Annotated in this window: 19 protein-coding genes; 12 read left to right on the forward strand and 7 right to left on the reverse strand. The window is 58.7% G+C overall.

What is annotated here, in order from left to right; all coding sequences use genetic code 11:
• Window positions 1–31: 31 nt before the first annotated feature.
• The 9 genes from HRR99_RS04610 to recO all read left to right on the forward strand — a co-directional run bounded on the left by HRR99_RS04610 (window position 32) and on the right by recO (window position 5,978).
• Window positions 32–178, forward strand: a complete 147-nt coding sequence (locus tag HRR99_RS04610; RefSeq protein WP_077106133.1) for a DUF3563 domain-containing protein — start codon at window positions 32–34, stop codon at window positions 176–178.
• 120 nt (window positions 179–298) lie between these two features.
• On the forward strand, window positions 299–877 hold the full coding sequence (locus HRR99_RS04615) for a DUF2062 domain-containing protein (protein WP_422387290.1): 579 nt from the start codon (window positions 299–301) through the stop codon (window positions 875–877).
• Window positions 874–1,278, forward strand: a complete 405-nt coding sequence (acpS, locus tag HRR99_RS04620; protein ID WP_111841614.1) for a holo-ACP synthase — start codon at window positions 874–876, stop codon at window positions 1,276–1,278. Before HRR99_RS04615 ends, acpS begins: the two co-directional genes overlap by 4 nt.
• Before the next feature lie 122 nt (window positions 1,279–1,400).
• Window positions 1,401–2,147, forward strand: a complete 747-nt coding sequence (lepB, locus tag HRR99_RS04625) for a signal peptidase I (RefSeq protein ID WP_111841615.1) — start codon at window positions 1,401–1,403, stop codon at window positions 2,145–2,147.
• Entirely contained in the window at window positions 2,144–2,863 is a 720-nt protein-coding gene (rnc, locus tag HRR99_RS04630) for a ribonuclease III (RefSeq protein ID WP_111841616.1), read from the forward strand. The genes lepB and rnc overlap by 4 nt, the downstream gene beginning before the upstream one ends.
• An 11-nt stretch (window positions 2,864–2,874) precedes the next feature.
• Entirely contained in the window at window positions 2,875–3,834 is a 960-nt protein-coding gene (era, locus tag HRR99_RS04635) for a GTPase Era (RefSeq protein ID WP_233122949.1), read from the forward strand.
• Between the two features lie 78 nt (window positions 3,835–3,912).
• A complete protein-coding gene (locus tag HRR99_RS04640; RefSeq protein WP_112500122.1) occupies window positions 3,913–4,665 on the forward strand; it encodes a Crp/Fnr family transcriptional regulator in 753 nt (250 codons plus the stop codon).
• A 148-nt stretch (window positions 4,666–4,813) separates the two neighbouring features.
• Complete coding sequence (locus tag HRR99_RS04645) at window positions 4,814–5,167, forward strand: response regulator (RefSeq protein WP_111841619.1); 354 nt, start codon at window positions 4,814–4,816, stop codon at window positions 5,165–5,167.
• Between the two features lie 73 nt (window positions 5,168–5,240).
• Window positions 5,241–5,978: a DNA repair protein RecO gene (gene recO, locus HRR99_RS04650; protein ID WP_233122950.1), complete on the forward strand. Its 738-nt coding sequence runs from the start codon at window positions 5,241–5,243 to the stop codon at window positions 5,976–5,978.
• Window positions 5,979–5,988: 10 nt separating this feature from the next.
• Here recO and HRR99_RS04655 read toward each other — a convergent pair whose 3' ends face one another.
• The 5 genes from HRR99_RS04655 to HRR99_RS04675 form a co-directional block, all read right to left on the reverse strand.
• Window positions 5,989–7,179 carry an MFS transporter gene (locus HRR99_RS04655; protein WP_422387305.1) on the reverse strand — a complete coding sequence of 397 codons (1,191 nt, stop codon included), beginning with the start codon at window positions 7,177–7,179 and terminating at the stop codon, window positions 5,989–5,991.
• A gap of 388 nt (window positions 7,180–7,567) precedes the next feature.
• On the reverse strand, window positions 7,568–8,410 hold the full coding sequence (locus HRR99_RS04660) for an MOSC domain-containing protein (RefSeq protein WP_233122951.1): 843 nt from the start codon (window positions 8,408–8,410) through the stop codon (window positions 7,568–7,570).
• Window positions 8,411–8,418: 8 nt separating this feature from the next.
• The gene (locus tag HRR99_RS04665; protein ID WP_233122952.1) at window positions 8,419–9,060 is read right to left on the reverse strand and encodes an HD domain-containing protein; all 642 of its coding nucleotides are present in this window, start codon (window positions 9,058–9,060) and stop codon (window positions 8,419–8,421) included.
• 54 nt (window positions 9,061–9,114) lie between these two features.
• A complete protein-coding gene (locus HRR99_RS04670; protein ID WP_233122953.1) occupies window positions 9,115–11,865 on the reverse strand; it encodes a DUF2339 domain-containing protein in 2,751 nt (916 codons plus the stop codon).
• A gap of 45 nt (window positions 11,866–11,910) precedes the next feature.
• The gene (locus tag HRR99_RS04675) at window positions 11,911–13,485 is read right to left on the reverse strand and encodes a VOC family protein (RefSeq protein ID WP_233122954.1); all 1,575 of its coding nucleotides are present in this window, start codon (window positions 13,483–13,485) and stop codon (window positions 11,911–11,913) included.
• Window positions 13,486–13,769: 284 nt separating this feature from the next.
• Here HRR99_RS04675 and HRR99_RS04680 point away from each other — a divergent pair, with 284 nt between their 5' ends.
• The 3 genes from HRR99_RS04680 to HRR99_RS04690 all read left to right on the forward strand — a co-directional run bounded on the left by HRR99_RS04680 (window position 13,770) and on the right by HRR99_RS04690 (window position 16,578).
• A complete protein-coding gene (locus HRR99_RS04680; RefSeq protein ID WP_233122955.1) occupies window positions 13,770–14,810 on the forward strand; it encodes an ABC transporter substrate-binding protein in 1,041 nt (346 codons plus the stop codon).
• Window positions 14,811–14,974: 164 nt separating this feature from the next.
• Window positions 14,975–15,763: an ABC transporter ATP-binding protein gene (locus tag HRR99_RS04685; RefSeq protein WP_162694738.1), complete on the forward strand. Its 789-nt coding sequence runs from the start codon at window positions 14,975–14,977 to the stop codon at window positions 15,761–15,763.
• The gene (locus HRR99_RS04690) at window positions 15,760–16,578 is read left to right on the forward strand and encodes an ABC transporter permease (RefSeq protein ID WP_233122956.1); all 819 of its coding nucleotides are present in this window, start codon (window positions 15,760–15,762) and stop codon (window positions 16,576–16,578) included. Before HRR99_RS04685 ends, HRR99_RS04690 begins: the two co-directional genes overlap by 4 nt.
• Window positions 16,579–16,581: 3 nt before the next feature.
• Here the strand turns inward: HRR99_RS04690 and HRR99_RS04695 are convergent, their stop codons facing one another.
• Together HRR99_RS04695 and HRR99_RS04700 are read right to left on the reverse strand one after the other, a co-directional pair.
• A complete protein-coding gene (locus HRR99_RS04695) occupies window positions 16,582–16,878 on the reverse strand; it encodes a nucleotidyltransferase family protein (protein WP_233122957.1) in 297 nt (98 codons plus the stop codon).
• A gap of 65 nt (window positions 16,879–16,943) precedes the next feature.
• Complete coding sequence (locus HRR99_RS04700) at window positions 16,944–17,768, reverse strand: mechanosensitive ion channel family protein (RefSeq protein ID WP_233122958.1); 825 nt, start codon at window positions 17,766–17,768, stop codon at window positions 16,944–16,946.

Here is a 17,768-nt window from a genome sequence, read left to right on the forward strand (position 1 = left end):
GTGGCCGATGCAACTGGAAAAGGAAAACACAATGTTTGGACCCCTTCGCAAGATCGCTCGCGCTGTTCGTGGCAAGACAACGCAGGAACGTGAATTCGATTACCTCAGCGACTCGGTATCGCGTATCGACCTGGAATTCCGCCAGCGCGAAGTCGACCGCGGCATGTTCCGCAAGTAATGCAAAAATGCATACCGGCTATGTCGGTATGTGACGTAGGGGAGCGCGTTCGATATGCGCTCCTGGGTGAGGTGCGGTTTCGCCCTTGGCGTAATCGAAACGATGCAATAAGTTCGCAATATGCCGTTTCGTCGCCGTACACCCGCCAGACCCATTGAAAGATTACGCGCCGTTGTGTGGCCGCGCATGGGTTTCCGCCGTTCGCTTCGATATCTGAAGCTGAGGCTCGTGCGGCTGTCTGCATCCCCATATTCCGTGGCGGCGGGAGTGGCGATTGGCGTGGCAGTCGCATGGACGCCCTTTCTCGGTGTCCACATCATCATCGCCATGGCGCTCGGGTTTATTTTCAGGGCCAATCTAGTGGCAGCGGCTCTCGGCACGACCTTCGCAAATCCCCTGACATTTCCGTTGATCTGGGCTTCCACGTGGGAGCTTGGCCACCTCATTCTCGGTCGCAGTGACCAGAACGTGTCGTCGCACGTGGATTTCGTTGCGCTTTTCAGCCACATGAATTTCCTACAGCTTTGGCGCCCGGTGCTGGAGCCGATGACCATCGGCGCGCTCATTCCCGCCGCTCTCTCGGCTATCGTTGCCTATGTCAGCGTCTACGCCATCATCAGCGGTGTCAGAAAGAAGCAGCACGACAAGCTGGCACTGCACAGTGCGCAGCGTAAAACCATTTTGGGTGTGACGGAATGATTATCGGCATGGGCAGCGACCTCATAGACATCAGGCGTATCGAAACCTCCATCGAGCGTTTCGGCGACCGCTTCACCCACCGTTGTTTCACCGATGTCGAGCAGGCAAAGTCGGACAGGCGCAAAAACCGTGCGGCATCCTATGCCAAGCGTTTCGCCGCCAAGGAAGCTTGCTCCAAGGCGCTGGGGACCGGGCTGGCGCAGGGCGTTTTCTGGCGGGACATGGGCGTGGTCAACCTGCCGAGCGGCAAGCCGACGATGCGCCTGACCAATGGCGCAGCGGACCGTCTGGAGGCGCTTTTGCCAGCGGGGCACGAAGCCGTTATTCACCTGACGATCACGGATGAGTTCCCTTATGCGCAGGCCTTTGTGATCATCGAGGCGCTGCCGGTAACCAAATAACGCGAAATTCCGATGCTTCCGGTGGTTTCGCCTGGTGGTGCGCGATGGAAACGCTTCCCTTTACCCTTGAAAGGTTCTAGAGAAGTCCGTCGAAATTGAAGAACGAGCAGGCAGGTCTCTAAGTGTCCGAAAAAGCTGAAAAGAAGCAGAGCGCCCTTTGGGAAAACGTCAAGGTCATCGTGCAGGCGTTGCTCCTGGCGATGGTCATCCGTACGGTGCTTTTCCAGCCTTTCACCATTCCGTCCGGCTCCATGATGCCGACGCTTCTGGTGGGCGACTATCTGTTCGTCAATAAATTCTCCTACGGCTATTCGAAATATTCGCTGCCGTTTTCGCCGGATCTGTTTTCCGGGCGTATCCTCGAGTTCAGCGAACCCAAGCGCGGCGACGTCGTCGTCTTCCGCCTGCCGCCGAACCCCGAGGTCGATTACATCAAGCGTCTCGTCGGCCTTCCCGGTGACCGCATTCAGGTCACCAACGGCGTATTGCTGATCAATGGTCAGCCCGTGCCCAAGCAGGCCGATGGCGTCTTCACTTCCGATTACCGTGCCGACCCCGGTGCAAACGTGCCCGTGTTCCGCGAAACACTCGACAACGGCGTAACCTACGACACGCTGGACCAGTCGCCGGACTCGCGTGGCGATAACACCCGCGAATTCATCGTGCCCGAAGGCCATTACTTTATGATGGGCGACAACCGCGACAACTCGCTCGACAGCCGCTTCGATGTCGGTTTCGTGCCTGCTGAAAATCTGGTCGGCCGCGCAAGCGTCATCTTCTTCTCGCTGGGCAACGACACGCCGTTCAGCCGCGTTTGGGAATGGCCCGCCAACATGCGTTGGGACCGCCTGTTCAAGGTTGTCAAATGAGCAAGACAAAACCGCTTTCGATGGAAGAAATCGGTCGACTGGAAACGCTCATCGGATACAGGTTCAAGGAAAAGGCCCGGCTTGACCGGGCCTTGACCCATGCGAGCGCCAATGCGGGCAAGGCTGGAAATTACGAGCGACTGGAGTTTCTGGGCGACCGCGTCCTTGGCCTCTGTGTTGCCGAGCTGCTGTTTTCGACATTCCGGTCGGCATCCGAGGGTGAGCTTTCTGTTCGCCTGAACCAGCTGGTCAGCGCCGATTCCTGCGCAGCGATTGCCGATGAGATGGGTCTGCACACCTTTATCCGCACCGGCGCCGATGTGAAGAAGCTGACGGGCAAGACCATGCTCAACGTGCGCGCCGACGTGGTGGAAAGCCTGATTGCGACCATCTATCTGGATGGCGGTCTTGAGGCTGCACGGGCGTTCATTATGAAATACTGGCAGAAGCGGGCCACCAGCATCGATGCCGGTCGCCGTGACGCCAAGACGGAATTGCAGGAGTGGGCCCACGCGAAATTTGCCGTGACCCCGCTTTACAGGATTGACGACCGCACCGGACCGGATCACGATCCAAGCTTCACGGTGACGGTGGAAGTACCCGGCGTTGCGCCGGAAACGGGCGTTGATCGCTCCAAGCGTGCCGCAGAGCAGGTGGCCGCAACACGACTATTGGAACGCGAAGGCGTTTGGCAGAAATCCTCTGCCGCAAACTGATTGGATACTCCATGAGCGAGAATGAATTCGACGCCGCACCGGCTGACGATAATGGTAACGAGACTGCGCAGACCAGACCGACGCATTCCGGTTTCGTTGCGCTGATCGGCCCGACCAATGCCGGTAAATCGACGCTGGTCAACCGCCTCGTCGGCGCCAAGGTGTCCATCGTCAGCCACAAGGTGCAGACGACACGCGCCGTGATGCGCGGCATCGCCATTCACAACAACGCCCAGATCGTCTTCATGGACACGCCCGGCATCTTCAAGCCGCGTCGCAGGCTGGACCGCGCCATGGTCACCTCCGCGTGGGGTGGTGCCAAGGACGCTGACATCATTCTGCTGCTGATCGACAGCGAGCGCGGGCTGAAGGGCGATGCACAGACGATCCTCGAAGGCCTGAAGGATGTGAAGCAGACGAAGATTCTCTGCCTGAACAAGATCGATCAGGTTCAGCGCGAAGACTTGCTGAAGCTGGCGTCCGATGCCAACGAGATTGTCGGTTTCGACCGCACGTTTATGATTTCGGCCACCAATGGTTCAGGCTGTGACGACCTGATGAACTATCTCTCGGACGAGTTGCCGGAGGGCCCTTGGTATTACCCGGAAGATCAGATTTCCGATCTTCCCATGCGCCAGCTTGCTGCGGAAATTACCCGCGAGAAGCTGTTCCTGCGCCTTCACCAGGAACTTCCCTACGCATCCCACGTCGAAACCGAGAAGTGGGAAGAGCGCAAGGACGGGTCCGTGCGCATCGAGCAGGTCATCTATGTCGAGCGCGATAGCCAGAAGAAGATTGCTCTTGGCAAGAACGGCGATGCCATCAAGGCGATCTCTTCATCTTCGCGCAAGGAATTGTCGGCTATTCTTGAGCAGACAGTCCACCTGTTCCTGTTCGTGAAAGTGCGCGAAAACTGGGGCGATGACCCGGAGCGCTTCCGTGAAATGGGTCTCGAGTTTCCGCGCAACTGACGATCCACGACGGAACCGACCGGGGTGCCCGGGTGAAGCCTATGATTGCCTTATCGATTTCGTTGTTCATGGATACTCATGTCGCCCAAGAAGCCAAACGGCACCTCCACCACGCCCTGCGAGCAATGCCCTCTGCGAGGCATGAAGTATTTTCGTGACTTCTCGGCCCCGGAACTGGATTTCGTCTCCCGGTTCAAGACCGGCGAGCTGTCCGTGGAGCCGGGTGCCATCGTGCTGATGGAGGGCTCGCACAGTGCCCACCTCTACACGATCCTGCAGGGATGGGGCTTCCGCTACAAAACGCTGGAAGATGGCCGTCGCCAGATCCTCAATTACCTGATGCCCGGCGATCTGGTTGGATTGCAGGGTACGGTCATGGGCGAAATGCAGCATTCCGTCGAGGCGCTGTCGCCCATCACGCTTTGCGTGTTCGAGCGCGGGCGGCTGAACAGCCTGTTCGGTGATCACCCGTCGCTTGCCTATGACATCACCTGGATTGCGGCCAGCGAAGAACGCATGCTGGACAGCCATTTGCTCAGCATCGGTCGGCGCACGGCAATCGAGCGGGCGGCCTATCTGCTGGCCTTCCTCCACGACAAGGCCGTGCGGGTCGGGCTGTTGGAGAAAGATGGCCCGATTCCCGTGACGCAGCAGCATGTTGCCGATACGCTGGGTCTTTCCATCGTCCACACCAACAAGACGCTGCGCAAACTTGCGGACAAGGATCTGATCCGTTGGACGGACAAGGGGTGCATCGTTCTGGATGACGCGGGTCTGGCACAAATCGCAGGGTGGGAAGCCGATTTGCGCAATTTGAGACCGTTTATTTAGAATTTACTGATGTAATTCTCTATCTTTTTGATATGTCTTTTTTAAATGACGTATTTCGGACGATCTGCGATGTCATAGGAATTGGTTCCGTGAACGTCACGGATTTTTTGCTGCTGCGTTATTGCCCGCAGCCAGAGAAAGATAAAATATGTTGCCTCAACGGGTTCTCATCGTGGAGGACGAGTATCTGGTCGCGATGGATGTGGAATCTTCCCTTCAATCCATGGGCGTCAAGACCATTGATATTGCGACCACACTGTTTCAGGCCAAGGAAGCGTTGCTGCGGGCTAAGCCCGATTGCGTTCTCCTGGACGTCAGCCTTTCGGATGGCATGAGCTATGAACTTGCACGTCATTTGAGAGATTTCTCCATACCCTTCGGTTTCGTCAGCGGTTATGGCGACACCAGCGGTTTTCCACCTGATTTCGTCGATTCGCATCTTCTCGACAAACCGTTCGGCGAGGCGGAATTGCGTGCCTTCGTCACGCGTATCATGAGCTGACGAAAACCCAGGCATCTCTGCACCGGATCGGCTATGATGGTGGCTGCTTCAGGTGCAATAGACGAAACATTCCATGCAGTGGCAGGACGATGCAATTATTCTGGGCGTGAAACGTCACGGCGAATCCAGCGTGATCGCCGAGTTGATGACGCGCATGCGTGGGCGTTATCTCGGCCTCGTGCGTGCCGGTCGTTCCCGCAATATGCAGGCCGTCTTGCAGCCCGGAAACCGGGTGGATGTCACCTGGCGGGCGCGTCTGCACGACCATCTGGGTGAATATCGCATCGAGCCTATCCGCCTGCGCGCTGCACAGTTGATGGAGACGGCAACCGCCGTCTACGGTGTTCAGGCGATGGCGGCCCTGCTGCGGTTGCTGCCGGAGCGAGACCCGCACCCGCATCTCTTCGAAGCGCTGGATGTGATTCTCGAAAACCTGTCGGACCCGGCGGATGCTGGCGAACTCTTCGTGCGCTTTGAGTTGGCGGTGCTGAACGATCTCGGTTTCGGGCTCGATCTTAGCGCGTGCGCAGCCACCGGCCTGCGTACCGATCTCGTCTATGTGTCACCGAAAACGGGCAGGGCGGTGTGCCGCACCGCGGGCGCACCTTACGCTTCACGCATGTTGTCATTGCCGTCGTTTCTGAGCCAGGAGCATTCCAAGGCCGCAGACCGGGAAAGCCTTGCCGCAGCCTTTCAGCTGACTGGCCATTTTCTAAACCGTCACGTCTATGAGCCGCGTGGCCTCAACGAAAACGCCACCCGCGACGGTTTCGTGCAGGCGGCGTTGAAGGCATTGGACAAGGCGGGCTGAGCCGCGCGTCTCAGGCGGCGGCAGGCCTCAGCACGGCGCGTTCCTCGATTGGCCAGTGGACGATAGCGGCGAAGATGCCCATCGCCACGCCCAGCCACCAGACCACATCGTAAGAGCCAACCTTGTCATAGAGATAGCCACCCATCCATACGCCGAGGAACGAGCCGATCTGATGCGACAGGAACACCACGCCGCCCAGCATGCCGAGATGACGCGTGCCGAACATGATGGCGACGAGGCCGTTCGTTGGCGGCACGGTGGAAAGCCACAGAATGCCCATGGTGGCGGCAAAGATGATCACCGACGTTGGTGATTGCGGCAAAAGCAGAAACGCAGTGACCGCAATCGAGCGACCGATATAGATGTAGGCCAGAAGGTAGGGTTTCGAGTAGCGCTGGGCGATGAAGCCTGCTGCCAGCGAACCGGCAATGTTGAAAAAGCCGATTAACGCCATGGCGATGACGGCGTAGCGCGGTTCGATGCCGATATCACCGAGATAGGCAGGGAAATGCGCGGTGATGAAAGCAACCTGAAACCCGCAGACGAGGAAGCCTGTGGCAAGCAGCAGGTAGCTCTTGTGCCCCAGAGCTTCGCGTAGCGCCTGTCCCGCCGTCTGCTGAAACTGCGCGTGTGACTGTGTGCCGGAGGATGAGTTGCCCCGCAGCGGCCATGCCAGCAGCGGCACGATCAGCATCATGGCCCCGAGCCAGACAAGACTATCCGACCATCCATAGCTGGAGATCAGGCCTTGGCTGATGGGTGCGAACACGAACATGCCCGCAGAGCCAGCCGCCGTGCCGATACCAAAGGCCATTGAGCGCTGCTCCGGTGTCACATGTCGGGCAAAGGCCGACAGAATCACGCTGAAAGAACCCGCCGCAATGCCAAGCCCGACCAGAACGCCGCCACCCAGATGCAGCCAAAGCGGCGATGTGCCGATCGACATGCAGACAAGTCCAGCCGCATAGATCAAACCGGACAATACCAGCACGCGGCCCGTTCCGTACTTATCCGCCAGCGCGCCGAAAAATGGCTGGCCCAGACCCCAGAACAGGTTCTGCAACGCCATGGCAAAACCGAAGGTGGAGCGATCCCATCCCGTATCGGCCAGCATCGGCAGTTGAAAGAAGCCCATGGCGGAACGGGGCCCGAAGGTCAGAACCGCGATCAGCGATCCGGCAACGATGATGAGCCATGGCATTGGGTTGGTGGAAGAGGTGGCGATTCGGGACAAGGGAATGATCTCCAGACAGGGGGAGATTATTACCGTTTGCAGACGTCTTTCGCCAACGACTTTTCTTGACGGGGATATGAGCGGGGTTGATGGGTGGAGGTGGAAAGGTGAGGGCAGTTGTTGGGGAGCCTACAGAATCGATGGCTCACCGGGTGTGGCTTACCCCCCTCTGGCCTGCCGGCCATCTCCCCCACAGGTGGGGAGATCGACTCGTTGAGGCCTCTCGCCCATCTTGAAGGCTGCGGATAGAGTGGGGAGCACGCGCCCAGCCAATCTCCCTCCTTGTGGGGGAGATGTCCGGCAGGACAGAGGGGGGTAAGCCGCGCACTCTGCCATCAACGATGCGCGGCCGTTCTCACCGCCTCTTGATCGCCCAACCCTCCGCACGCTCCTCCACAACCTTCGCCACATCTCCAACCGCAATCGAGCCTCCGCCGCGCGGGGTGAGGTTCCAGCCGAACAGCACGCCGGGGACGCGTCGGTCGGCGGACATGCGCAGGCGGCCCATGGCTTTCATGGGGGAGGGTACGTCGCGGGAGCCGGTTTGCTGGTCCTGCGTGGTCATGATGCAGCGGGTGCAGGGTTTGACGAGGTCGAAACGGATGCCGTTGATCTCGATGGCGGCCCAGCGGTCTTCGGCCCAGGGTTCATCCGTTTCCAGCACGATGTTGGGACGAAAACGCTCCATGCCCACGTGGTCTTCACCATTGGTCACCATGTTTTCGTTGAGTGCGGCCAGCGATGCCGTGGTGGTGACGAGGATCTGGTAGCCATCTGCGAAGGTGACCGGCGTGTCGTTTCCTGCCCAGTCCGGGTTGGCGACGCGGCTGGATTGGTCGTCGAAAAACACGAGCTTCACATCGCGCCCGAGCCAGCCGGAGAGTGCGGCATTGGCATCATCCGACGCTAGGGCGGCATCGACCGTCGATCTCCAGACCGTCACATCGGCGCGATTGCCGGAGGGCAGAGCCAGCACGTCCCCCTTGCCGTCGATGGCCAGACGAAAACCGGCGCCTTCAGCCTGGACGACGAGTTGGGCGATATCAGGCAATTCCCGCTGCGTGATGAACTGCCCGTCGGGATCGATCAGCATGGCGCGACGGTCACCCACCAGACCTTCCGCCGCGATTGCGCTCTGCGGAAGCGGGATGCCCCGGCCACTTTTCAGCGGGTAAATGTTGAGTTCGGTAATGCGCATTGCGGGCCTCATATCTCATCCAGAAACATATCAAGGACCTGCTGCAAACGCTGGTGCCTTTCGTGTGCGATCTGTCGTCCGGTTTCTGTTTGAAAGCCATCCGCCAGCTTGAACAGCTTGTTTTCGAAATGGTCGATGGCAAAAGCGCGGTCATCCAGCGGGCGGTTTTTCGCAAGCGGGTCTTCAGGGTCGTAAAGCGCGGAGCCCAGACGACCGGCGATATAAAAGCAGCGCGCAGCCCCGACCATGCCGATGGCATCCAGCCGGTCTGCATCCTGCAGGATTTTTGCTTCCAGTGTTTCCGGCGCGAGATTGGCTGAAAAGCTGTGCGTCAGGATGGCGTGGGCCACGGCTTCGATATCCGCAGTTGCCCAGCCAAGGCCAGCGAGAATGCCCGACGCCTTTTCCGCAGCAAGCCGTGACGCTTGAGAACGTAGCGGTGAATTCTTTTCCACGGCAACGCAATCATGCAGCAAGACGCTGGCCGCCAAAACCGGCCCGTTGCCACCTTCCGAATTGTGGATGCGCATGGCATTGCGAAACACGCGGTGAATATGGGCCAGATCATGCGAGCCGTCATCGCCCTCAGCCGCATGCGGCATCAAGGTTTCGGCAAGTTGCTCGAACGGTGCGAAAGCCTCTGCCCGCATGTGATTCCCCTCTGTCTCGGATGCCTGTTTAGAGGCTGAAAACGAGGGGCGCAATCACCCTTGCGCTTCCTCCGGCTTTGGCTGTGCGGTGAGGATTTTCTGGTAGAATAGGCCGATACCAATAAGAACCACGCCAAGCCCGATGAAGGACAACGCACGCAGAACGCCTTCCAGATTGCTCATATCGATCAAGAACGCCTTGGCAACGGCCAGAAACACCAGACCTGCCGATGCAAGACGCAGGCTTTTGGCGTTGAATCGTGAACCCAGCACCAGAAGCACCACGCCGATGACGAGCCAGACGACAGAGTAGCTGTAGGTCTCGCCCTGAAGGAAGCCCTTCCAGTCCGCGATATTTTCGCCCTGCCAGAACCTGCGCACGGAAAGCGTGGCCCAGGCAAAGCCGAGGGCAGCGCCCGACAGTGCCAGCAGCGTGACATAGACAGGTGGGCGCTTGCCACGCGCGTACACGGCAAGTCCAGCATAGGCCAATCCGGGAAGAAGATATCCGATCAGCAGCAGATTGAGGAACGGCCACGGCCCTGTGCTTTCACCGGTAAAGTAAGGGTTCAGCGCGAAGAAATGGGCGACCAGCACGTTGAACATGGCGATGACGCCTGCCAGCATCGAACCATAGCGGAAGACGGGGCTTGGGCTTTTCAGGTCGAGTGTCATCAACACGCCGGACATGCCGATGGTCAGCAACGTGTAGATCGACTGTTCGCCCAGTGTCGGAACCGTCTCGGTCAACACGCCGCCATTCATGGCGTGACGCACGAGAATAGCGACGGCGAGCAGGGCCATGAGGCTGGCGATGGCCTGAATGAAGTTTCTGACGCGTGTATCTCGCCAGTTGCGCAACTGCCATGCAGAAGCAACGGCGAGCAGGGCGGGAATGCCGTAACCCGGCAAAAGCGCGTTGAAGACCGGCGTGGTGCCCAGATATTGCGGCCCGACGATTGTCGGTTCCCAGGCGATGCGGCCCAGAACGAAGAGCATCGACAGAGCCGTGATCCAGGGCATTGCCCACCAATGCGGATAGCGTGCCGCCAAAAGATAAAGAAAGCCGAGGACCGGGATCAGAATGGTCGTCGCGAGCCCTGATGTCAGCGTGTGAATGGTCAGCACGAAGCCAAGGAAAGAGCCGATGGCCAGGATATTGGCTGACCACAGAAACGCTCGTTTCCCTTTCTGCATCATGCGGTAGGAGGAGCCGAGCAAGATCAAGCCGATGACCACTCCATAAAAGGCATGGCCCCAGTCGCGCGTAAGGTTGCCATATTCCACGAAGCTGATGACGCCGAGACCGAGCGGAACGGTTGCGCCGATGACGGCCCAGAGTGTTCCGAAGCGAGGATCGTTCTGAGCCCTCCGGCGTGTCACGAATGTGCTGAAGAACAGGAATATGATGCCCATCATGCGCAGGACAGGTCCTGACACATTGTCATTGGAAATAAACGGCGAATAGGAAATGTCACCGCCTATGGCCGGAAGATAGACGAATTCGCCACCCGTCAGAAGCCAGGCGCAGCCGAGAGCAGCCAGCGATGAAAAGATCGCGGGGAAGGCAGCGTGGTGACGACCGGCACCGTAGGCCGCCAAGCTCAGGACGAGCGCTGCCACGGCAACAGCGGGCGGCAACGTCACCCCATTTCGCGTGATCGCAAAGGCTGCGGCAGGCACAGTCACGGCGATGGCGATGATGGCGCTGAGGTTAGATGGCGGACGGTTGAGCAGTTCCGACAATGCAGGACGAAAGCGGTCGAATCGCGCGTTACGCGTGGGGATATCCCGGATCTGTTCGTAAATGTTGCCGGGCCAGATCCAGATCGCGCCTGCAATCATGCATACGAGCCCCAGCAGGACCGGCTCTGCCTCGATAAGGGGCGCAAACGCCATATAACCGATTGCCCATAGCGCCATGCCGATACTGGCAAGGGCGGGCACGACGTGCCACCTTTGGCTTCGGGCGGCCAATGCGGTTGCAAGCCAGGAGATTGTCAGGAAGCCAAACAGGGCCCAGACATTGGGGCTTTCGGTGGAGATAAGGGCAGGGGTGATCATCGAGCCGAACAGGCCGAGACCGGCCAGCGCCTGTCCATGCAAGAGCGAGAGGGCAAGCGTGGCAAGGGCCACCAGTGCAAGGGCGATGAAGGCCGTCGTCGGGCCGATATAGTCGTAAATGCCATAGGCGGCATAGACCACACCGAAAAGCGTCAGCGCACCCGCCGCCGTCAGTACGCCGGGGATCATGGCATTGGAATAGGTGGTCTCGATGCCGGGAACGGCCTTGCGACGGATCGCTTCGCCCGCTGCCGCCAGAAAGAGGCCGAAGATGGCGGCGAGCGAAAGCCGCACGGCGGGGCTGAGAAGCCCGCTTTCGATGGAATATTTAACGAGGAAAATGCCACCCAGCGCCAGCGCCAGACCACCAGCCCACACGGCCCAACGTGCGCCGAGCTTGCTTTCGAAGCTTTCCGTCGATTTGGCACGGGCAGGCAGCACCATCGTCGCGACGACGCCGTCTTCGGCTGAAGACTGAGCCGCAACCGGTGTTTCATCCTCCAGCGGTTCCGCCACGGGAGCGGTTTCTGGTACGGCATCGTCAGTCGCCGCCGTTGAGGTAAGCGCGTCCGTCTGCACGGTCTGTGGATAGGCAAACTCACCGGAGGCCAGTTTCGCCTTGAGGTCTTTCAGTTCCGTCTCGACGATATCGAGCCGTCTGGAGTTTTTGATGCTTGCATTCAACGTATAGAAGAAAGCAACGACGTAACCGACGATCAGCAAAATCAGAAAAGATGTCATAAGGACCTCAAATATGGTCCTGTTTTTTAAGCCTTTTCTTATTGTTTATGCAAGGCCGCCTGTGGACAAGGTTTTTGCCCATTGCTTCGCCAGTTCCACATCCTCCAGCCCCAACTCGTGGCCATGCGGAAGAACATTCACAGCCACCTGCGCACCGCTTGCCGCAAGATGCTCCCGCAACGCCAGCGTCCTCTCCTTGTGCCGGTCGGTTTCACCCGCCGCCAGCGTGAAGCGCTTGCCGGAAAGATCGGATTGCGGCCAGTCTGCCAGCACGGCCATGGGGCGCAGCAACAGTGCATCCTGCGCAAATTCCGGGTAGAGAGCGAAAAACGCGGCGAGGAAGTTCGCGCCGTTGGAGTGACCGATGAAGCTCAGCTTTGCGCGATCAGGGTCATAGGCGCGCAGCGCACCCTCGATGAAAGCAGCAAAGGCTTCCGCTTCGGAGGCGATATCCTTTTCATCAAAGGAGAGGTCGGAAAACCGGCGGAACCAGCGGGCAATGTCTTCTTCTGTGCTGCGTCCGCGCACGCCCAAAAGCGTGGCACGCGGATTGGCCGTATGGGCAAGCGCCATCAGGCTGGTCTCGCTGCCGCCGGAACCATGCAGCAGCACGATGGTGCTGCCATCCGGGTCGGCAGGCGTGTGGAAGCGGTGGATGAAGGGCAGGTCACGGTAAATGACGCGCTCTTCACCGGGCATGCCGAACTGCGGCAGTGCGACGCGAACATCCTCCTCATCCCGCATGAAAAGCGGTGGAATGAACAGCTTTTCGCCCAGCGTTTCCAGCGGCTCGTCCACGGTCATGCCGGGCAAATCCGTGGCCATCTCGATCAGCACGTCGCCCGGTTCGCGAACGTAGAGTGAGGCGAAATATTTGCGGTCATGGGCATTGGTGGGGGAGGAGTTACGCGATTTCAGTGCCTCCAAGGTTCGGTTCAGCTCATCCATGTCCCGGGCGCGAAAAGCGATATGGTCGACCGTGCCGGTGCCGGGCGCGCTGGACCAGAAGCCGGTCGCATCCCGCACATCGATGATATCGCCTGACGTGGAGACAGTCCGGCGAATGCTGCCGCTTTGTGCCGTGTGGACATAACCGAAATGCTGCGCGAGGAAGCTCTCGGTCTCTTCTGGTACCTCGCTCAGCACGGTCGCACCGCGGATGCGGCGGATGGCGTGTTCTGGTGGAATGCCCTGAGCAACGTTCGGAACACTATCCTCAAAAGCGGTCGTTCCTACGAGTTTGAGAATGATACCATCAGGGTCTTTCAGTCTGATAACAGGTTCGCCGAACTCTTCCATGGGGCCTTCCGTCCGCACGCCTGCCTGAAGGGCGCGCGTCAGCCAGAAGCCGATGCTGGCGGGATGGATGGCAAGCGCGACCTCCAGCGTCTGACCATAACCGACACGGCCTTGCGCACCATCTTCCCAGACAAGGAAGGTCAGCAGCGAGCCCGGCGTTGCTTGTGCATCGCCGTACAGCAAATGCAGTTGCATGGCATCCTCGAAACCAGCGGTGCGCTTGACCAGCCGCAGGCCCAGGAAACCGACGTAAAAATCCACATTGGCCTGCACCTTGCGGGTAATCATGGTGATGTGGTGAATGCCCAGTGCGGATGTCATGTGGTTCTCCCTGCGTCTTGCCTGATGATGTCATGTGTCCTGTAGAAGCGTGGATGAGGCAATCCCGTGAAATGAGAACGATGTGTTGCCAATGTGAACAATCGTGTGACAGCGGCGCTTTTGTGCTTCGAAAATATGCGGTTGCACGATCAACTTTGCGAATTTGCACAAATAAAATGCAATAAAATATTTGAGCAAAATCTGTGCGATTTTTGCTTGCCATGATGGCGTAAATTGGTTTGTATGCCCTCAATTCAAAAAAAATCTCCAAGGGGAATGATCGGATGTTGAAGCGTAGGCTGTTTGCGAAAACGGCGGCGATAGTCGCTGTGGGTATGTTTGCTGGACTTTCTATCCCACTCGCACCAGCCTACGCGGAGACGCCGATCAAATTTACGCTGGACTGGAAATTCGAAGGCCCCGCCGCCGGATTTTTGCTGGCGCTCGACAAGGGTTACTTCAAGGCCGAGGGTCTGGATGTGACCATCGACAGCGGCAACGGCTCGGTCGAAGCCATTCCGCGCGTAGCGACCGGCGCCTATCAAATGGGCTTCGGCGACATCAATTCCGTCGTAAAATTTCTCGATGAAGATCCGAGCCAGAAGGTGAAAGCCGTCTACATGGTGTATGAGCGCCCGACCTTTGCGGTTGTCGGTCGCAAATCGCTGGGCGTGACGGGTGATCCCAAATCGCTGGAAGGCAAGAAGCTAGGTGCGCCACCACCGGATGGTGCCTTTGCGCAGTGGAAGGCCTTCAAGCAGGTCGCCAAGATCGACGATAGCAAAATCGACATTCAGTCCATCGGCTTTCCCGTTCGGGAGCCGATGCTGGCGAAGGGCGATGTCGATGCCGTCTTCGGTTTCGCATTCTCCGTCATTCTCAACCTCAAGGCACAGGGCATTGCCGACGACGACATTTCGACCATTCTAATGGCCGAACATGGTTTGAATCTCTATGGCAATTCCGTGCTGGTAAACACTGATTTTGCTGAGAAAAACCCTGCTGCGGTCAAGGGCTTCCTGAAGGCGCTGGCAAAGGGCTTTGCCGATTCGGTCAAGAACCCGGAAGAGGGCGTGGCCGCTGTGCTGAAGCGCAACGAGACGCTCAACAGCGATATCGAATTGCAGCGCCTGACCATGGCCAACGCCATGAACATCAAGACACCCTATGTCGTTGAAAACGGCATGGGCGGTATCGATCCCGCCCGGCTCGCCGCTTCTCTGGAAACACTGAAAGTGTCCGTTGGCTTGAAGGGCAATGTGAAGGCCGAACAGGTTTTCGACGCGAGCTATCTGCCGCCCAAGGAAGAGCGAATGCTGCCTTGATGGGATTCCCGTCGTCATGCTCGGGCCTGTCCCGAGCATCCACTGTCGTTCGTTTTGTTTCGACGCGAGTGGATTCTCGGCTCAAGGCCGAGGATGGCGTTGAATGCGGGGTGACGCGGTTGCAACTTCGTAAAGCTTCTAAAATTTGAATTACAGGAACGGACATGGCGCATCTGGTCGAAATCGATGGCGTGGATATGCGCTATGGCGGGGCATCGGGCACGCTGGCTGTTTCCGGTCTTGATCTCAAGGTGAAAAAGGGTGAATTCGCCGCCGTGGTGGGGCCGTCCGGTTGTGGCAAGTCGACCCTGATGAAGCTCGTCACCGGACTGCACATTCCGCAAAAGGGAAATGTCATCGTTGCAGGCAAGCAGGTGACGGAGCCGGTTTCGATTGTCGGAATGGCGTTTCAAAACCCCACCATGCTGCCATGGCGCACGACGCTGGAAAACATTCTTCTACCGCTGGAAATCGTGGAAAAGCACCGTCACCGGCTGCGGGCAAACAAGGCGGAATATGTTGCCAAGGCCGAGCGGCTGTTAGAGATCGTCGGGCTGAAAGGCTTCGGCTCCAAATTTCCCTGGCAGCTTTCCGGTGGCATGCAGCAGCGCGCCAATCTGTGCCGCGCCCTGATCCATGAGCCCGACCTCTTGATGCTGGACGAACCCTTTGGTGCGCTGGATGCTTTCACCCGCGAAGAACTCTGGTGCGTCATTCGCGATCTCCACGCCGCCAAGCGCGTCACCATCGTGCTTGTCACCCACGATCTGCGCGAAGCGACATTTCTCGCCGACAAGATTTTCGTCATGAGTGCGCGGCCGGGCCGCATACTGGCGCAGCACCGTGTGCCGTTCGAGCGCCCGCGCAAGCTCGACCTGATGTATGAGAAGAGTTTCAATGCCATGGTCCAGCAGCTGCACGGTGAAATCGCAAAGGCGAGGGTTGCGGCATGAGCGCGACCGTTGAAAGAACGCCGGTGCCGCAGCAGCGCCAGCCACTGGTTGCCCGCGTCAACTGGGTGCGGGCAGCGCCATGGCTGTACACCGTGGCGCTGTTCCTTGCCTGGGAACTTTTCGTCTACGCGCTGAAAATGCCGCCCACCATTTTGCCATCGCCGGTGCGGGTGGGGCAGGCCATCGTGCAATACTGGTCACCGATCTGGAAAAACTCGCTACAAACGCTTTACACGACGACGCTCGGTTTTGCTCTGGCCGTGGTCGCAGGGCTCGCCATCGGGCTGTTCATCGGATGGTCCAAGGCGATCTATGCCGGGCTTTATCCGCTCATGATCGGCTTTAACGCCATTCCCAAAGTGGCGCTGGTGCCGATCCTCGTGATCTGGTTCGGCATCGGAACCGTGCCTGCGGTGCTGACGGCATTCCTGATTTCCTTCTTCCCCATCGTCGTCAATGTCGCAACCGGCCTTGCGACCATCGAGCCCGAAACGGAAGATGTGCTGCGCGCGCTGGGTGCCCGCAAGATGGACATCATGCTGAAGGTGGGCATACCGCGCTCCATGCCCTACTTCTTCGGCTCCCTCAAAATCGCCATCACACTTGCCTTCGTCGGCTCCGTCGTATCGGAAACCGTCGCCTCCAACTATGGCCTCGGCAATATGATGAGCTCCGCCCAAAGCCAATTCAACGTCCCGCTCGTCTTCGCAGGCCTGCTCATGCTCGCCGTAGAAGGCATCGTCATGTACGCAATCATGGCGTGGGTCGAAAGGCGCATGACCGGCTGGGCCCACCGCTCAACCATGGGGCAGTAGCTGCTAGAAAACCCGGATTGCTGAATGCTCGATATCGGTCCTCAACAGTGTGTGAAGACTGTTTCGCGTCGTCAGATCAACCGGGATTTCCAGTTCTTCCTCGAGAAACTGCTTGATACCGACGAGGTCGAGAAGCGAGAACTTGCTGGCAGGATCGTAGTCTATGTAGACGTCCAGATCGCTGGCAACAGAGGCCTCATCGCGCGCCGTGGAGCCAAAAATATAAAGAGCAGTCGCACCCATGCCTTTCACGGCATCGGTGCGTTGTCTCAACATCTCTAGAGCCACTGCCTTTTCCATAGGGGCAACTTACAACACATTACCCGCGTCATCCACACGAATATAGGTAGGCGTTCCAGTGAGAATCACTCCGCTGCCTGTTCGCTCAGTCTCACGTCGCGTTCATCGAATGCGTTTTTGAGGGACTTGGTCATGTCGCGGGTGGTGGCGAACCAATTGTCGCTTCGGGCCCAGTAGCGCAGTGTCACTGTAGCGCCGTCGTTGCTCACGGAATCCACGAAAGTTGTCGGGGCGGGGTCCAAAAGGACACGGCTGTCGCTGCGGGCGAGGTGCATCAGCATGCCCTGTGCTTCCGCTAGGCTTTCGCCCTTTGGCACGTTGACGCTGAGTTCGTGGCGGCGGGAGGGGAAGCGGCTGTAGTTGGTAATCGGCACGTTCCAGAGTGTCGAATTCGGGGCGAGGCGATAGAGGCCGTCGCTGGTCTTCAGCTCTGTCGCGAACAGGCCGATTTCGACCACGGTGCCGGTGACGGCGCTCGTTTCGATGTATTCACCGACGCGAAAGGGACGCAGAACGAGCAGCATGATGCCGGCGGCGATGTTCTGCAATGTGCCCTGCAAGGCCAGACCGACGGCCAGACCGGCAGCACCGAGGGCGGCGAGGATCGATGCTGTCTGAACGCCGAACTGTCCGAGCACCATGACCAGCACGAGAATGAGAACGACGTAACGGACGATGCCAGAGAAGAAGCGCGCCAGCGTTTCATCGAAGCCGCGAATGCGTGAGAGGCCTTCGAACGACCAACGTTGCAGCAGCGTCGCGGCAATCCAGCCAATGATGAGAAGCACGAGCGCGCCGACGATCGAGAACGAGTATTGAACCGCCAGGGCGCTGGCCTGGCGAAGCGCCGCCTGCGATGCAACGATGATTTCGGTGGTCTGCTGGTCCAT

Source organism: Agrobacterium vaccinii (assembly GCF_021310995.1).
GTDB classification, from domain to species: domain Bacteria; phylum Pseudomonadota; class Alphaproteobacteria; order Rhizobiales; family Rhizobiaceae; genus Agrobacterium; species Agrobacterium vaccinii.

Coding starts and splice junctions, on each gene's coding strand:
- HRR99_RS04610 (WP_077106133.1), top strand. CDS start 32: ATGTTTGGACCCCTTCGCAAGATCGCTCGCGCTGTTCGTGGCAAGACA.
- HRR99_RS04615 (WP_422387290.1), top strand. CDS start 299: ATGCCGTTTCGTCGCCGTACACCCGCCAGACCCATTGAAAGATTACGC.
- acpS (WP_111841614.1), top strand. CDS start 874: ATGATTATCGGCATGGGCAGCGACCTCATAGACATCAGGCGTATCGAA.
- rnc (WP_111841616.1), top strand. CDS start 2,144: ATGAGCAAGACAAAACCGCTTTCGATGGAAGAAATCGGTCGACTGGAA.
- era (WP_233122949.1), top strand. CDS start 2,875: ATGAGCGAGAATGAATTCGACGCCGCACCGGCTGACGATAATGGTAAC.
- HRR99_RS04640 (WP_112500122.1), top strand. CDS start 3,913: ATGTCGCCCAAGAAGCCAAACGGCACCTCCACCACGCCCTGCGAGCAA.
- HRR99_RS04645 (WP_111841619.1), top strand. CDS start 4,814: ATGTTGCCTCAACGGGTTCTCATCGTGGAGGACGAGTATCTGGTCGCG.
- recO (WP_233122950.1), top strand. CDS start 5,241: ATGCAGTGGCAGGACGATGCAATTATTCTGGGCGTGAAACGTCACGGC.
- HRR99_RS04655 (WP_422387305.1), bottom strand. CDS start 7,179: ATGCCATGGCTCATCATCGTTGCCGGATCGCTGATCGCGGTTCTGACC.
- HRR99_RS04660 (WP_233122951.1), bottom strand. CDS start 8,410: ATGCGCATTACCGAACTCAACATTTACCCGCTGAAAAGTGGCCGGGGC.
- HRR99_RS04665 (WP_233122952.1), bottom strand. CDS start 9,060: ATGCGGGCAGAGGCTTTCGCACCGTTCGAGCAACTTGCCGAAACCTTG.
- HRR99_RS04670 (WP_233122953.1), bottom strand. CDS start 11,865: ATGACATCTTTTCTGATTTTGCTGATCGTCGGTTACGTCGTTGCTTTC.
- HRR99_RS04675 (WP_233122954.1), bottom strand. CDS start 13,485: ATGACATCCGCACTGGGCATTCACCACATCACCATGATTACCCGCAAG.
- HRR99_RS04680 (WP_233122955.1), top strand. CDS start 13,770: ATGTTGAAGCGTAGGCTGTTTGCGAAAACGGCGGCGATAGTCGCTGTG.
- HRR99_RS04685 (WP_162694738.1), top strand. CDS start 14,975: ATGGCGCATCTGGTCGAAATCGATGGCGTGGATATGCGCTATGGCGGG.
- HRR99_RS04690 (WP_233122956.1), top strand. CDS start 15,760: ATGAGCGCGACCGTTGAAAGAACGCCGGTGCCGCAGCAGCGCCAGCCA.
- HRR99_RS04695 (WP_233122957.1), bottom strand. CDS start 16,878: ATGGAAAAGGCAGTGGCTCTAGAGATGTTGAGACAACGCACCGATGCC.
- HRR99_RS04700 (WP_233122958.1), bottom strand. CDS start 17,768: ATGGACCAGCAGACCACCGAAATCATCGTTGCATCGCAGGCGGCGCTT.